Origin of the sequence: Paenibacillus sp. 2TAB26 (genome assembly GCF_052115145.1) — a bacterium.
In the GTDB taxonomy this organism is placed as follows: domain Bacteria; phylum Bacillota; class Bacilli; order Paenibacillales; family Paenibacillaceae; genus Pristimantibacillus.
Genome location: NZ_JBFRGC010000042.1, coordinates 22,786 through 37,692 on the forward strand (window position 1 = coordinate 22,786; position 14,907 = coordinate 37,692).

Below are 14,907 nucleotides of genomic sequence, written 5' to 3' on the forward strand. Positions count from 1 at the left end.
CCATTAGTTCCTCGTCTCGCGAGGATTGTCCTTATTTAAGCCATAAGCTGCTTGACGCAAACAGTCGCGCAGCCGATCGGCCTCTTGATTGGAATAATGTCTGCGATGGATGAGCGACATGGCCGCTTCGGCAAAGAAATGAAAATTTTGCAATAAGCGTGGCTGCGTAAGATCCTTTAAGGCTGGATCTTCGTCAGCCACCTTTTTTTTAATAAATTCAAGCATCCAGACCACATCCTCCCGGCAAAGGGGATGGTCAGGATCGAGAATACGATTGAAGCGTTTTTGAGTTGGACTTTGATCAGGCAACTGAAGATCACTGTTCATCGCTAATGTCACTCCTATTCTCGAATAAACATCTTTATCATCCATACGGCATATATAACTTTTTTATACCCTAGTATTACAAAAAAATGATATGATATTGTAGAAAAATTGGTTTAACAAGAACGAAAAGGGTGAAACGGTTACGATGGGAAGGCAACAATTGAGTAAATTAGTGCTTATCGGGTTTATGGGAACCGGCAAATCAACCGTCAGCAAGCTGCTTTCCGAGAAGGTGGGCTGCACGCGCATCGACGGCGATGAAGAAATCGAAAAGCTGGAAAACAAGCGGGTTTCTGATATTTTCGCATCGGATGGCGAAGCAGGTTTCCGGATCATTGAAACCAAAGTGCTGGGAACGATTTTGGAGCGCGAGGATACCTGTGTGGTTGCAACAGGCGGCGGTGCAGTGCTAAGTCCCATTAATCGTGAGCTAATGCTTAAAAACGGTTTTGTCGTCGCTTTAAAGGCGAGCCCAGATCAAATCATCGCTCGGGTAAAGACGGACACAGAGCGGCCTTTGCTTCAAGGCGATGCAGAGGAGCGAGTTAATCTGCTGCTTAAACAGCGTGAGCATGCTTACGATTTTGCTCATTTTACGATCGATACGACAAATATGAGTGTGGAAGAGGTTGTTGCTGCAATACTCGAGCAATGGTCGCTTCATAAATAACGGAGATCATCATCACCTCAATCAGCCGATCAGCTGTAGATGTGTATATATTATTGTAAAGGGAGATCATACGAACTATGGACGTTTTAGTGACACCAACGCCAAGACTTGAAGGTGAACTTCAAGCGCTTTCTTCAAAAAATTATACCACTCGCTACCTTCTGGTAGCCGCTCTAGCTGAAGGAACAAGTACGATTTATTTCCCAGCCCACAGTGAAGACAGCGATGCAATGCGCCGCTGCATTCGGGATTTGGGAGCAACGGTAGAGGAAGACGAGGAGAAAATCGTTATTACCGGTTTTGGCCGTAATCCTAAGCCAGTTGAGCAGCTGGATGTAGGTAACGCAGGTGCGGTTTTGCGGTTTTTGATGGCCATCGCGGCACTTTGCCCAGACGTAACCTTTATTAATCGTTATCCAGATTCTCTAGGTAAACGACCTCATAGCGACCTCATTGAATCTTTGACAGCGATGGGCGTTTCTATTGAGCATAATGAAGGCAAGCTGCCTATTCGAATTCAAGGCGGCGCTCCAAAGGGCGGCAAAATTCAAGTTTCAGGCAACATAAGCTCGCAATTTTTGAGTGCGCTGCTGTTTTTGACGCCTCTTCTCGAAGAGGACAGTGAAATTGAAGTGCTGCATGATTTGAAGTCAAAAGTAGTAGTTGGCCAGACACTAGAAGTATTGGAGCAAGCGGGTATTGTTATCCATGCAGATGAGGACTATATGCGGTTCCGCATCCCAGGCGGTCAAAGCTATGAAGCAAAAACTTATTCTGTGCAAGGCGACTACCCGGGGTCTGCAGCCATTCTAGCAGCTGCGGCTGTAACGGAATCGGATGTCATCGTACACCGTTTGGAAGAGAAGAGCAAGCAAGGCGAACGCGCTGTCGTTGATGTGTTGAAAATGATGGAAGTTCCTCTTACGCATGAGAATGGCATTGTCCACGTGAAGGGCAATGGCAAGCTCAAAGCAGTCGAGTTCGATGGCGATCATGCAACGGATGCTGTACTCGCAATGGTTGCAGCAGCTGTTTTTGCTGAAGGCACATCTAGATTTTATAATGTAGAAAATTTGCGCTACAAAGAGTGTGACCGCATTACCGATTATTTGAATGAATTAAGAAAAGCTGGAGCCAATGTCGAAGAACGCCAAGCAGAGATTATCGTGCATGGACGTCCTGAAGGTGTAGAGGGCGGTGTCGAAATCAATGCGCATTACGACCACCGTGTCATCATGGCATTATCGGTCGTTGGATTGCGTGCGAAACAGCCTATTCGAATTCGTGATGCACATCATGTAGCGAAGTCCTATCCGATATTCTTCGATCATTTGCAAGCTTTAGGCGCTAAGGTTGAATGGATTGAAGGCTAATTATTCGTTGACGTTTAGAAGCTTGTTCACAAAATAATGAATCGAGGTATGATCATGGCATTTGAGAATCCAACTCGCGAGCATATTAAGGGTATTTTGGAGAATAGCACGACGGTAGCTGTTGTAGGCTTGTCAGACAATCCAGAGCGCGTATCCTATATGGTATCTGAAGCGATGCAAGCGAAGGGCTATACGATTATTCCTGTTAATCCTAACGCCGATTCAATCTTGGGACAAAAAAGTTATGCTTCTCTAAAAGATATTCCCGTGCCTGTAGATATCGTAAATGTTTTCCGCAGAAGCGAGCATACGCCGCCTGTAGCTGAAGAGGCGGTTGCCATCGGCGCAAAAACCTTCTGGCTGCAGCTTGGCATTGCAAACGAGGAAGCGGCTGCGATTGCTGCAGCAGGCGGTCTTGAGGTTATAATGGATCGTTGTATCAAGGTGGAGGATTCCATCCTGCTTCCGAACGGGAAACCCAAAAGATAACAGTTATAAAAAACAGGTCACTCCTACACAATAAGAAAGCTTCAAGAGCGATTGCGTACTTGTTTTTCGCATGTAGAAAGCGAAACAAGCGGCATTCACTTGAAGACAATACGATTGTAATTCAAGGAGGACACGACGTGAATCAGTTTTCGCAACAACCGGGTAATTACCAAGGCCAACAGAGCTACCTTAACCAAAATGCACATTTTGAGCCATCTGGCCATGTGCAATCGCACTACCAAGGGCAGCTAAGCCAACCGACTTTTGGCAGAGAAACGCACTCGATTGTTGCTAACTCGCCAGGCGGTTACCAATCGTCTAATGCTTATAGCCAAGGAGCGCAAACACAACATTATGCTCCTAACAACTATTCGAATATGACGCATCCGGTGGGAACGAACAATTCATTCATGTCGCATCAACCGGTTCACAGCTACGCGCAATCGCCAGCAACGGCGTTTGGCAACGTAGGTCCGGTTATCGCACATGTAGGTTATCAAGCTGGTTCTGAGCATAACCAACAACATTCCTACTACCAGCCATCCTCGAATAATGGGGCGCAGTATGCTCAGCATGCAGCTTCCAATTATGGAGGTTACGGCCAATCGCAATTCCAAAATGGATATGGCGGTATGACACAAACTCACTCAAACACGTCGCTTCACCCTGTATATGAAGCAACGAATGCTTATCAAAACGCAGGGCCTGTCATTTCTCATGTAGGCTGGCAGTCGACGAGTGCAGTCAATTCTTCTCCTTATTCAGGCGGTAATCGATAACATTTTTTTAATACAATTAGAAAAGAATCATCAACATCGGCGGGCCCTTACAGGCTCGCCGTTTTACTTTGACAAAAACGCAGCAAACGCTTAACATCGATATAGATGTGTTGAATAATGCTTACGGAGTTAGTTTTGTTTTGCAAAACTTGAAGCTTATGCTTACGAAGTAGTTTTGCTTCGCAAAACTTGAAGGAGGTGCAAGATGGTTTTCATTGGGAGCCTGCAGCAGCTTGGTAGAGCATTCATGCTGCCGATGATTGTCCTGCCAGGTGCGGCTATATTTTTGAGTTTAAGCAAGCTGCCATGGGATTACTTTGGCCTGCCAGGGATGGAAGGCTATTTATTAGCTGCAAGCGAAACGATTTTTACATATTTACCATATATTTTTGCGCTTGGCATCTCACTTGGCTTAACGGGTAATGCTCTCGCAGCAGGGATGGCTGCTCTTGTAGGTATGGCTATTTATAGCGGTATTACAGGGTCGGCAGAGGTGCCGATTGAGCCAACCGTGCTCATTGGTACACTAATAGGAATTATTTCAGGCGTGAGCCATGAGAGGTTTAAAAGCTTAAAATTACCGGAATACATACAATTTTTTGGCGGACCGCGGTTTGTACCGTTATTTGTAAGTGTTGTTAGTTTGTTGTTCTCAATAGCTATGATCAATATTGCGCCTTATTTACAGAGCATGATGATAAATCTGGGTGAAATTGTTGAATCGGGTGGCGGTTTCGGCGTATTTTTATACGGATTTGTACACCGGATTTTGGTTGTATTCGGTTTGCATCATTTGGTCAGCCATGTATTCTGGTTTCAAATTGGCAGCTTTGAAACAGCTTCAGGACAGATGGTGTATGGCGATCTTCCGCGTTTCTTCGCTGGCGATCCTACTGCCGGCTCGTTTATGGCTGGACTTTATCCGACGATGATGTTCGCTTTGCCAGCCATCGCATTCGCCATTATTCACGAAGCGCGCGAGGATTTAAAGCCGAAAATTCGGAAAACGTTTATGTACGCAGCGCTTGCGTCATTTCTAACTGGCGTTACTGAGCCGGTAGAGTTCGCATTTTTGTTTGTTGCTCCTTATTTATACGTCGTCCATGCGATATTGTCAGGCATTATCATGTGGGTTACTTATGAGCTTGGCATTAAGCACGGATTCTCCTTCTCAGCAGGAGCCATAGATTATGTTATCAACGAGCATTTGGCAACGCGAGGTTGGCTAATCATACCGATCGGCATCGTTGTTGGCTTCGTTTATTACTTTTTGTTTCGCTGGGCGATACGAAGATTTCGGATTCCGACACCAGGTCGTGAGGAAGGCTCACAGCTTGATGAATGGGCAGGCGATATCCCTTATCGTGCACCGCTTATTTTGCAAGCCATTGGCGGTAAACAAAATATAGAAAAGATGGAGTCCTGTATTACAAGACTGCGGCTTAAAGTTTCCAACGATAAGCTGCTCGACATAAATGCACTTCGGAATCTGGGTGCTGCAGGCGTAATCAAATTAGGCGGCGGACATGTTCAGGTCGTATTTGGCACGTATTCCGAACTCATCCGTGAAGAGATGATCAAGACTATTCATCGTGATCAAGCACAAGTTTTGTTCCATTCGCCGATGCAAGGCCGCATGATTCCTCTTGATGAGGTGCCTGATCCGATATTTGCGGGCAAACTCGTCGGACAAGGCGTCGCATTTATACCGGAGAAAGGAGAGCTTGTATCGCCGGTCAAGGGCAAGGTGATGCATATTTATCCGACGATGCATGCGATCGGCATTCTTACTCCTGAGGGGTTGGAAGTTCTGCTTCATATAGGCATAGATACTTCGCGTCTGGCTGGCAAAGCGTATTTTAATGCGCTCGTTAAAGAAGGAGACGAAGTAACGCCAGGCATGATGCTTATAAAATTTGATTTGCAGCGAGTTCGAAAGGAGAGCAAATCTCTTGCTACTCCTATGGTCATAACAAATTCTGATCTTGTTCACTCATGGCGATTTGCACCTTTCAAAGCGGTGAAAAAGGGGCAGTCCTCGGTATTGTCTGTTGTACTTAAAGAGAGAAACGGTGGAGGGGAAACACAATGATTCAAGGAATAGGGGCGTCAGCAGGCATAGCGATTGGGAGATCGTTTGTGCTTCCGAATTGGGAATGGGAGTTACCGGAGCAAAAAATCGATGTAGCTGATTTTGCCCGCGAGTTCGAACGTGTATACGAAGGCATTCGTACCTCTAAGTCTGAAATTGAACAGATTAAAGATGATCTGCGAGATGTAGTCGGTTCAGAGGAAACACATATATTCGATGCTCATATAGCCATTTTGGACGATCCTGTCTTTATGAATGAAATCCAAGGTATTATCCAACGCCAGTACAAAGCGGCTGAGGTTGCTGTTAAAGAAGCTATAGATCATTTTGTTACAATGTTTGATCTGCTTGACGATGAGTACATGAAAGAACGGGCGCTAGATATTAAGGATGTGGGCAATCGATTGCTGAAGCATCTGCTGGGAGCGCCAGAAATTACACTGCCTTCAGATACGCAGCCATTTATATTGATTGCTAAAGAGTTGTCTCCTTCTCAGCTAGCACATATTAATCCGCAGCATGTGCTCGGCATTGTGACTCTTGCTGGCAGCAAAACTTCACATTCAGCTATTATGGCAAGAGCGCTCGGCGTACCTCTTGTTGTTGGTGTAGAGACGAGGTTAGTTGAGCCTATTCAAACAGGGCAAACGCTAGTAATTGACGGCAATGACGGCACTGTGTTTATCGATCCTGTTCAGCAAGTTATTGACTATTACACAGAGCTGCACTCTCATCAATCGGAAGCGAAAAAAAGGCTGCATGGCATTGCAGGTCATCGCCCGGTAACGCCTGATGGCAAAAGGCTGGAGCTTGCAGCCAATATTAGCTCCTACAAAGAGCTGGAAATTGCGATGTCGAGCGGGGCGCATGGGGTTGGGCTGTTCCGTACGGAATTTTTGTACATGGATCGAAATCGGTTTCCAAAGGAAGAAGAACAGTTTGAGGTATATCGCAGCGTAGCCGAACGACTTGAGGGTGAGCCGCTCGTCATCCGAACGCTGGACGTCGGCGGTGACAAGCAGCTCGATTATTTTGACCTGCCAGAGGAAGACAATCCTTTTCTAGGTTACAGAGCCATTCGGATATCGCTGGATCGTAAAGATTTGTTCAAAACGCAGCTTCGTGCTATTTTGCGGGCAAGTCATTACGGTCAAGTAAAGCTTATGTATCCGCTTATTTCATCTGTCGATGAAGTTCGTGCTGCAAATGCAGTATTAAACGAAGCGAAGCTTGAGCTTGAAGCAGCGGGGTATCCCTATGATAAAGGGATGAAGATCGGAATTATGATTGAAGTTCCTGCCGCAGTTATGATTGCTGATTTACTCGCGGAAGAGGTTGATTTCTTTAGTATCGGCACGAATGATTTGGTACAGTTTACGTTAGCTGTGGATCGTATGAATGAGGAAATCGCGCACTTGTATGAGCCATACCATCCAGCGCTCATTCGAATGCTGCGCATGACGGTGGAAGCGGCAAAGCGGAGCGGGATAACGGTTGGCGTGTGCGGCGAGCTTGCAGGGGATCTAAGAGCGCTGCCGATTTGGCTAAGCCTAGATGTAGATGAGCTGAGCATGTCTTCGCATTCGATTTTGCCCATCAAGGAAAGGCTGCTCTTCACTTCACAAGAAGAAAGCCATGAGGTATTTCAGCAGCTGCATCATTGCCGGACAAGTACAGAAATATTGGAGCAGCTAACTGGTTTTATGGAGCGCTTGGACAAAAAAACAGCGAATGGTTAACCCATTCGCTGTACTAGTGCATCTACAAACGCTTTTGCATAAGGAGGAAGATCGGGCGGACGGCGTGCGGAAATGAGGTTTCCATCAACAACGACAGCTTCATCGAACCATGTCGCTCCTGCATTTTCCATGTCATCTCGAATGCCAGGTGTTGAAGTGACTTTACGCCCCTCCAATATTTTCGCCGAGATGAGCACCCAGCCGGCATGACAAATTTGGCCGATCGGTTTGTCAGCGGCGTTCAGTTCTTGTACGAGCTGGAGAACTTTAGGATAACGGCGTAGCTTATCAGGTGCCCAGCCGCCTGGGACCAATAAACCGATAATGTCTTCGCTATTTACTTCATCAAATGACAAATCAGCTACAGCAGGCACGCCGTATTTTCCGATATGTGTTTTACCTTTCTCAGGTCCAGCATATAAAACGGTCGCACCAGCTTCGCGCGCACGATATACGGGATACCATAGCTCCAAATCCTCAAATTCGTCGTCTAGCAAGCAGATGACGGTTTTATTTTGTAACGGCATATTTTTCCCTCCATCTAGTAAAGATCTCTATTATTGTAACGAAGGAGAAACAATGAAGCAAACGGAGAGTTATTCTAAACCATTTTCATACGTTAGGCTGCTGCGCTTTTTGCCGGCTATTGCATGGATGGCTGTTATATTTGCGCTATCTTCGAGAACAGGTGATGAGATAAATACCTTTCTCCCGTTCTTTCAAAAGTTTTTCCCCTTTATGGAAGGTTTTAATTGGGGCCATTTTGTTTCCTACTTCATACTTGCACTTACGATAGACTACGGCATTGGCAAGAGGGGCGACCGATTTTGGATGAAGGTCGTTATTGTACTTATTTGTGGTTTATATGGAATTACAGATGAATATCATCAGTCTTTTGTTGGCGGCAGAATGCCGGACGTTATGGATGTGCGGAATGATCTTATCGGAGCAGCGATTTGGACGATTGTTGCAGCTGTGCCGCCAGTAAGGAAAATGTGGAGAAAAGTTGCGCCATAACTAGCATTTTGTGGTCAATTTTGAGTGTGATTTTAGTAGTAAAAATTACAAGGTTGTGCATGCAGGAATTTGTGCGAAAATAGTCGAATCATTTATACATTATTACTCTGAAAGCTATGGTTGTTACGATAGCTGCTACTATGAAGGAGTGGACCACTTTGCATAAGAGTTGTCATTGTGGCGACATCATGAAGATGAAACTGCGCACAGTTATTTACTCAGGGAAGGTTGAGATCGATAACGTTCCTATATATTCTTGCACAACCTGCAATCGCAGTGAAGTATTTCCGGAAGTAAAACCTGATTTATCAGGTTTAATAGCACAATTGGGGGCTCAACCAGACAAGCAGACATTCCTTTTTAATGAATGCAACGAGTGGGCTAGCATTCTGGTAGAGGCAAAGGCAGACAAACAGCAGACGGATCGCATCGGATTCGAGAGATTGGTTGAGCAGAGAATCAATAAGCTACTTGATTTGTATTTGCTTGCTCAAACGCTAAACGATGAAGCATGGATTTTGGATTTGAAAAAGAGACTTGAGCAAATAAGCCGTCGAACGTTGCTTACATAAAAGCTCAGATTATTGATTTTACAAGACGTGCAGATGAGTGAAACATGCGTCAACATTGCGAAAAGAAATATTTTGTCGTATGATAACGTTAATATGCGTCGTGCGTAATTATAAAATCTGAGCTAATGGAGAGAAACACTGTGACGGTAACCATTTATGATGTAGCAAGAGAAGCAGGAGTATCAATGGCTACGGTTTCTCGGGTTGTGAACAATAATCCCAATGTGAAACCAGCAACACGCAAAAAAGTATATGAAGCAATAGAGCGCCTAGGATATCGTCCAAATGCCGTAGCAAGGGGCTTGGCAAGTAAGAAAACAACGACGGTGGGCGTAGTTATTCCTGATATTTCAAATGCTATTTTTGCTGAAGTAGCACGTGGAATTGAAGATATCGCGAATATGTATCATTACAATATTATTTTGTGTAATGCGGATAAGAAAAAAGACAAAGAAATCCGTGTTATCAATACACTTCTTGAGAAGCAAGTAGACGGCTTGCTATTTATGGGCGGGGCAGTGACGGAAGAGCATTTGCAAGCATTTAAGACGGCTAATGTTCCGATTGTACTTTGTGCAACTTCCGATGAGAGCGGACAAATTCCGTCTGTTGACATCAACCACGAGGATGCTGCGTTCGATGCTGTACAAAACTTGTATGAGCAAGGACATAGAAGAATTGCAATGATCAGCGGAACACTGCAAGATCCATCCATTGGTTATGCAAGATTCCAAGGCTATAAGCGTGCTCTTGAAGCAGCAGGTATTGCTTATGATGATGCTTTAGTTCGTACGGGCAACTACCGTTATGAATCAGGCGCAGAAGCGATGAAATATTTCATTGAGCTGGACGAGCGTCCGACAGCTGTGTTCTCCGCAACGGATGAAATGGCGATTGGCGCAATTCACAGCATTCAGGATTCCGGCTTAAGAGTACCGGATGATATATCTGTCATTAGTGTTGATAACAGCCGCATGGCATCCATGGTTCGTCCACAGCTTACAGCTGTAGCACAGCCAATGTATGATATTGGCGCGGTATCGATGCGTTTGCTGACAAAGCTGATGAAGAAAGAAAATGTAGATCAATCCAAAGTTGTGCTGCCGCATGAGATTATCGTGCGTCAATCGGTTGGAGGAATATAAAAGAAATGTCGTTTAATAAAATTGGAATTATTGGCGCTATGGCTGAAGAAATTGAATTGCTGCATGAGCATGTAAACGTAGTGTCTGAGGTTACTAAAGCAGGTATTACATATTATGAAGGCACACTTCATGGCAAAACGATCATTTATTGCAAATCAGGTGTAGGGAAAGTAAATGCTGCGGTTTGCACGCAAATTTTACTTGATCTTGGTGCTGATTGCGTTCTGTTCACCGGCGTTGCCGGTGCAGTTGATCCGCAGCTTAACATTGGAGATATCGTCGTTTCGACGAGTTGTGTCCAGCATGATATGGACTGTACACCACTAGGTTTTGCTCTTGGAACGATTCCTTTTCATCCAAGATCAGAATTTCCTGCAGACGAGAGATTAATTGAGCTGGCTTCTGCAGCTAGCAATCGTTTATTCTCAGGACGCAGCATACAGGGCAAAGTGCTGTCGGGCGATCAATTCATTGCAAGCCGCGAGTCGGTTAAGCTGCTTCACGAGAAGCTGCAAGGCGCATGCGCGGAGATGGAAGGCGCCTCAGTCGCTCAAGTATGCGATATGAATAATACACCATTTGTCATTATTCGTTCGATGTCTGACAAAGCGGATGGATCGGCTCATGTGAACTTTCCAGAGTTTACGGTAATCGCCTCCAACAATTCTTATCAAATTATTGATGATATCATGCAAAATATTTAAACGAAATACAAAGAACCAGCTCTGATGCCAACATCGGAACTGGTTCTTTTTTTTGTGCGAGCATGACGCTGTAATCGGATTACAGATCTTGAATAACGATCTGCTGCATCATTCTGTTTTTGTTCGTAATTTCGATTCGTCTAGGCATAGGCTCAATATCTTCGGGATCGTCCATCCAATGAGTAGGAAGCTTGTGAGGGCTAATGGATTCCCAATGACTCAACCAGCGGTCTGGAAGCCTAGCTTCTTCACCAGCTGCAATCGCATGTGCAATAGGGTGATCAATCATTGTAAGCCATACTAAAGACCAAGCTCGTGGAACGACGCGGAAAATATCATAACCGCCGCCGCCTAATGCAATCCAGCGGCCATCGGTATAGGTATGGGCTAATTCATGTATGATAGCAGGGATTTGGGCATATATACGCATGCTGCAATGAATGTGAGAGAGCGGGTCAAAGGCATGAGCATCGCAGCCGTGCTGACTAATAATGACATCGGGTTTGAAGGCCGAAATGATTTTGCGCAACGTAATATTAAAGCTCTCCAGCCAGGATTCATCCTCAGTGTACGGTTCTAACGGCACGTTAAAGCAAGCGCCAAAACCATGATCTGTCCCTTTTTCGTGCACGTAGCCCGTACCTGGAAACAAAAATTTTCCCGTTTCATGGATTGAATAGGTGCATACGTCTGGATCGTCATAGAAAACCCACTGAACACCGTCCCCGTGATGGACATCCGTATCAATATAAAGCACTTTTGCCCCATACGTTTGACGGATATGCTTAATAGCGACTGCTGCATCATTATAAACACAGAAGCCTGAGGCGCGGTCAGGGAAGGCGTGATGCAATCCTCCGGCAAGATGGTAGGCATGCTTAGCTTGACCCGTCATAACAAGCTCAGCGGCCGTCACAGAGCCTCTGACGATGGACATAGCTGCCTTGTGCATGCCAGGGAAATAAGGAGTGTCTTCTGTATGTAGTCCAAACTGCTGTGCAAGTACGCTGTCATCATCGATTTCGGCTTCACTCAATTGTTTAACAGCGTCCAAATAGTCGGTTCTATGGACGAGTGACAACAGCTCATCCTCGGAATACACTGCAGGAGGCTGAATATCCTCATCATACAAAGCATCAACTTCTTTGAGCAGATCGATCGTTAGAGCAAGCCGCAGCGGATCGAAAGGATGCTCCTCACCGAATTTATATCCGCTAGTATCCGAATGATAGATGAAAATAGAGTCAGAAGCCATTCCTATCCTCCTAAAGGTTTGCGGAGCAAACCAGCATCGTAAGCATTAACTTAGGTTTGCGCAGCAAACCAGCATCGTAAGCGTAACTTAGGTTTGCGCAGCAAACCGGCATCGTAAGCAAAACCTTAATACATAAAGCGTTGCCGAAAACGTACCGTGTCAAAATGTTCTACCGAGCTTAGCGGGACCTCTGTGCCGATACGGACCATAAGACAATTCGCGGGATGGGAGCAGATTTCGGGGTCATCTGTGGCGTACCAAATCATTCCGACGGATTGCATCAATTTTTCCATCATTTTGCGATAATCCCACACATTCAGCTTCGTGCCCTCAAGATCCCAATGCCAATAATACTCTGTCGTAAATACAATCATATTTTCTAATTGCTCCTCGGCGAAGGCGAGCTGAATCATTCGTTTTCCTAAGCCAAGGCCGCGATAATCATCTGCAACCTCGATGGCGCCGAGCTCGATTAAATCCGTCATTCCGCCTTCTGACCAGCGCTCAAGCTCGTCCGCATAGTGGAAGGTTACGTATCCAACGATAACCGAGCCTTCACGCGCTAAAATAATTCTTCCTTCTTCTAGGCCGGCAATTTCAACTAGCGCAACATGCTGCTCGTTTGGTCTGCGGAATGCATCCAGCGATTTGTGCATCGTCATGTTGGCTAACTGATCGGGCGGTACTGGTCCTTCCAAAATAAGTTCACGACTTGCGTCCAAAACGAGCTGCTCTCGCTGCAAACGCTTTCGATGTTCCAAGGCTGCCCCCCCTTTGCTGTTAAATTGCTGCTTAAACACAATTCTCTATTACTCTTTATAACAAACATTTTACTAAATGAAAAGCGTAGTCGAATAGAAAAAGGTTATGTTATAATAAGTTTGGCGGTTCAAGATCATGGGATGCGCGAGTTGTTGTCGGCTTGTTTGCCTCAAGTTACGACTACGTTTTGAAAGCGTATTCTTACAAAGTAGAAACACAGATTTGATGGGAGAGTGATAGTATGATCAACTTACATCAAGAACGAATTCCAGCGACTGCGCAAAATTCGAACTTACCGAATTATGAAGAAGCGATTAATTCCTTTGAATGGAGTCAAATCGAAAGTCAATTTAGCTGGTACACAACTGGAAAAGTAAATATGGCGTATGAGGCCATTGACCGTCATGTCGAGCAAGGAAAAGGCGATAAAATCGCCCTTTACTATAGCGATAGTGAGCGGGATGAATCCTACACCTTCGAACAACTGAGCAAACAATCCAATCGTTTTGCAAACGTCTTGCGCAAGCTTGGCATTTCCAAAGGCGAGCGTGTCTTCATCTTTATGCCGAGAACGCCGGAGCTTTATTTTAGCGCGCTTGGTGCTTTGAAGGTCGGCGCGGTTGTTGGACCGCTATTCGAAGCCTTTATGGAGACAGCGGTAAAGGACAGACTTTTGGATAGCGAAGCTACAGCTATTATTACAACGCCTGCTCTTCTAAAAAGAATTAAGAGAGATGAGCTGCCGAATTTAAAGCATGTAATCGTATTCGGCAAGGATTTAGCGAAGGAAGAGAACATTGTTGATTTTGCAGAAGAGATGGCTGCAGCGTCCGACGAGGCTGAGATTGAATGGCTGGAGCGCGAGGATGGTCTCATTTTGCATTATACTTCCGGCTCTACCGGCAAACCAAAAGGTGTCTACCATGTACAAAATGCGATGATTCAGCATATGTATACGGGTCAAATAGTACTTGATTTGAAAGAAAACGATATATATTGGTGCACTGCAGATCCAGGCTGGGTTACTGGCACTTCTTATGGCATCTTTGCACCGTGGCTTAACGGCGCTACAAACGTCATACGAGGCGGACGCTTTAGTCCAAGCGATTGGTATAGCGTCATTCAGAAATACGGCGTTACGGTATGGTATAGCGCGCCTACGGCATTCCGTATGTTAATGGGTGCAGGTGACGAAATATCACAGCAGTTTGATCTTACAAGCTTGCGGCATGTTCTAAGCGTAGGCGAACCGCTTAACCCAGAGGTCGTAAGATGGGGAATGAAGGTTTACGGCCAACGCATTCATGATACATGGTGGATGACGGAGACAGGCGGCCAATTGATTTGCAACTATCCAAGTATGGATATTAAGCCAGGATCGATGGGCAAGCCGTTGCCAGGCGTGAAAGCTGCTATTATCGATGATAGCGGCAATGAGGTGCCTCCATATCGTATGGGCAATTTAGCCATACATGTGCCTTGGCCATCCATGATGCGCAAGGTATGGAATAATCCTTCTAAGTATGAGGAATATTTTTATCTTAAAGGCTGGTATATCTCTGGAGATTCCGCCTATATGGACGAAGATGGCTACTTCTGGTTCCAAGGCCGTATCGATGATGTAATCAATACAGCAGGCGAGAGAGTAGGCCCGTTTGAGGTTGAGAGCAAGCTGGTTGAGCATCCGGCTGTAGCAGAAGCGGGGGTTATCGGCAAACCAGATCCGATGCGTGGAGAAATCATTAAAGCTTTTATTGCACTCCGCGAAGGCTATGTGGCCTCGGATGAACTGAAGCTTGAGATTTCACAATTCGTAAAAGTAGGCTTATCCGCCCATGCGGCACCAAGAGAAATTGAGTTTAAGGATAAGCTTCCCAAAACACGAAGCGGCAAAATTATGCGTCGAGTGCTGAAAGCGTGGGAGCTGAACCTGCCAACGGGCGATTTGTCCACAATTGAAGACTAATCAAAACATAAAAAAGA

General features: G+C 45.4%; 15 protein-coding genes. 11 read left to right on the forward strand and 4 right to left on the reverse strand.

The genetic code is table 11. The features are described 5' to 3' along the window. Positions 1-3: 3 nt before the first annotated feature. Entirely contained in the window at positions 4-327 is a 324-nt protein-coding gene (locus AB4Z50_RS32755) for a hypothetical protein (protein ID WP_076268224.1), read from the reverse strand. Between the two features lie 160 nt (positions 328-487). Between AB4Z50_RS32755 and AB4Z50_RS32760 the strand changes: the two genes are divergently transcribed. The 6 genes from AB4Z50_RS32760 (at position 488) to ptsP (ending at position 7,469) form a co-directional block, all read left to right on the forward strand. Then, positions 488-997, forward strand: coding sequence for a shikimate kinase (locus tag AB4Z50_RS32760; RefSeq protein WP_339208792.1), 510 nt, complete (start codon positions 488-490; stop codon positions 995-997). Positions 998-1,074: 77 nt separating this feature from the next. Beyond that, on the forward strand, positions 1,075-2,370 hold the full coding sequence (aroA, locus tag AB4Z50_RS32765; protein ID WP_339208794.1) for a 3-phosphoshikimate 1-carboxyvinyltransferase: 1,296 nt from the start codon (positions 1,075-1,077) through the stop codon (positions 2,368-2,370). 54 nt (positions 2,371-2,424) lie between these two features. Further along, complete coding sequence (locus AB4Z50_RS32770) at positions 2,425-2,859, forward strand: CoA-binding protein (RefSeq protein ID WP_076268227.1); 435 nt, start codon at positions 2,425-2,427, stop codon at positions 2,857-2,859. A gap of 137 nt (positions 2,860-2,996) precedes the next feature. Then, positions 2,997-3,638, forward strand: a complete 642-nt coding sequence (locus AB4Z50_RS32775) for a hypothetical protein (RefSeq protein WP_339208797.1) — start codon at positions 2,997-2,999, stop codon at positions 3,636-3,638. 205 nt (positions 3,639-3,843) lie between these two features. Then, entirely contained in the window at positions 3,844-5,730 is a 1,887-nt protein-coding gene (locus AB4Z50_RS32780) for a glucose PTS transporter subunit IIA (RefSeq protein ID WP_339208798.1), read from the forward strand. Further along, positions 5,727-7,469, forward strand: coding sequence for a phosphoenolpyruvate--protein phosphotransferase (gene ptsP, locus AB4Z50_RS32785; protein WP_076268230.1), 1,743 nt, complete (start codon positions 5,727-5,729; stop codon positions 7,467-7,469). Before AB4Z50_RS32780 ends, ptsP begins: the two co-directional genes overlap by 4 nt. Here the strand turns inward: ptsP and AB4Z50_RS32790 are convergent. After that, positions 7,466-7,996, reverse strand: a complete 531-nt coding sequence (locus AB4Z50_RS32790; protein WP_076268231.1) for a type 1 glutamine amidotransferase domain-containing protein — start codon at positions 7,994-7,996, stop codon at positions 7,466-7,468. The two genes, ptsP and AB4Z50_RS32790, sit on opposite strands and share 4 nt — an antisense overlap. Before the next feature lie 52 nt (positions 7,997-8,048). On the opposite strand from AB4Z50_RS32790, the gene AB4Z50_RS32795 reads away from it, so the two are divergent. From AB4Z50_RS32795 to AB4Z50_RS32810, 4 genes are all read left to right on the forward strand, one after another. After that, entirely contained in the window at positions 8,049-8,486 is a 438-nt protein-coding gene (locus tag AB4Z50_RS32795; protein WP_339208802.1) for a VanZ family protein, read from the forward strand. A gap of 188 nt (positions 8,487-8,674) precedes the next feature. Next, positions 8,675-9,058 (forward strand): hypothetical protein, encoded by a 384-nt coding sequence (locus AB4Z50_RS32800; protein ID WP_305953885.1) that lies wholly within the window; start codon positions 8,675-8,677, stop codon positions 9,056-9,058. A gap of 140 nt (positions 9,059-9,198) precedes the next feature. After that, positions 9,199-10,203, forward strand: coding sequence for a catabolite control protein A (gene ccpA, locus AB4Z50_RS32805; protein WP_076268234.1), 1,005 nt, complete (start codon positions 9,199-9,201; stop codon positions 10,201-10,203). A gap of 5 nt (positions 10,204-10,208) precedes the next feature. Next, positions 10,209-10,907 (forward strand): 5'-methylthioadenosine/adenosylhomocysteine nucleosidase, encoded by a 699-nt coding sequence (locus AB4Z50_RS32810; RefSeq protein WP_076268235.1) that lies wholly within the window; start codon positions 10,209-10,211, stop codon positions 10,905-10,907. A gap of 79 nt (positions 10,908-10,986) precedes the next feature. Here the strand turns inward: AB4Z50_RS32810 and AB4Z50_RS32815 are convergent, their stop codons facing one another. Together AB4Z50_RS32815 and AB4Z50_RS32820 are read right to left on the reverse strand one after the other, a co-directional pair. Then, positions 10,987-12,162: an acetoin utilization protein AcuC gene (locus tag AB4Z50_RS32815; RefSeq protein ID WP_441886033.1), complete on the reverse strand. Its 1,176-nt coding sequence runs from the start codon at positions 12,160-12,162 to the stop codon at positions 10,987-10,989. Positions 12,163-12,287: 125 nt separating this feature from the next. Next, the gene (locus AB4Z50_RS32820) at positions 12,288-12,923 is read right to left on the reverse strand and encodes a GNAT family N-acetyltransferase (protein ID WP_339208805.1); all 636 of its coding nucleotides are present in this window, start codon (positions 12,921-12,923) and stop codon (positions 12,288-12,290) included. Positions 12,924-13,165: 242 nt separating this feature from the next. On the opposite strand from AB4Z50_RS32820, the gene acsA reads away from it, so the two are divergent. Then, positions 13,166-14,890: an acetate--CoA ligase gene (gene acsA / locus AB4Z50_RS32825; protein WP_076268238.1), complete on the forward strand. Its 1,725-nt coding sequence runs from the start codon at positions 13,166-13,168 to the stop codon at positions 14,888-14,890. Positions 14,891-14,907: the final 17 nt, after the last annotated feature.

Bases quoted from the DNA above. Each gene is read 5' to 3' on its own strand.
- AB4Z50_RS32755 (WP_076268224.1), bottom strand. From the start codon at position 327: ATGAACAGTGATCTTCAGTTGCCTGATCAAAGTCCAACTCAAAAACGC.
- aroA (WP_339208794.1), top strand. From the start codon at position 1,075: ATGGACGTTTTAGTGACACCAACGCCAAGACTTGAAGGTGAACTTCAA.
- AB4Z50_RS32770 (WP_076268227.1), top strand. From the start codon at position 2,425: ATGGCATTTGAGAATCCAACTCGCGAGCATATTAAGGGTATTTTGGAG.
- AB4Z50_RS32780 (WP_339208798.1), top strand. From the start codon at position 3,844: ATGGTTTTCATTGGGAGCCTGCAGCAGCTTGGTAGAGCATTCATGCTG.
- ptsP (WP_076268230.1), top strand. From the start codon at position 5,727: ATGATTCAAGGAATAGGGGCGTCAGCAGGCATAGCGATTGGGAGATCG.
- AB4Z50_RS32790 (WP_076268231.1), bottom strand. From the start codon at position 7,996: ATGCCGTTACAAAATAAAACCGTCATCTGCTTGCTAGACGACGAATTT.
- AB4Z50_RS32795 (WP_339208802.1), top strand. From the start codon at position 8,049: ATGAAGCAAACGGAGAGTTATTCTAAACCATTTTCATACGTTAGGCTG.
- AB4Z50_RS32800 (WP_305953885.1), top strand. From the start codon at position 8,675: ATGAAGATGAAACTGCGCACAGTTATTTACTCAGGGAAGGTTGAGATC.
- AB4Z50_RS32810 (WP_076268235.1), top strand. From the start codon at position 10,209: ATGTCGTTTAATAAAATTGGAATTATTGGCGCTATGGCTGAAGAAATT.
- AB4Z50_RS32815 (WP_441886033.1), bottom strand. From the start codon at position 12,162: ATGGCTTCTGACTCTATTTTCATCTATCATTCGGATACTAGCGGATAT.
- acsA (WP_076268238.1), top strand. From the start codon at position 13,166: ATGATCAACTTACATCAAGAACGAATTCCAGCGACTGCGCAAAATTCG.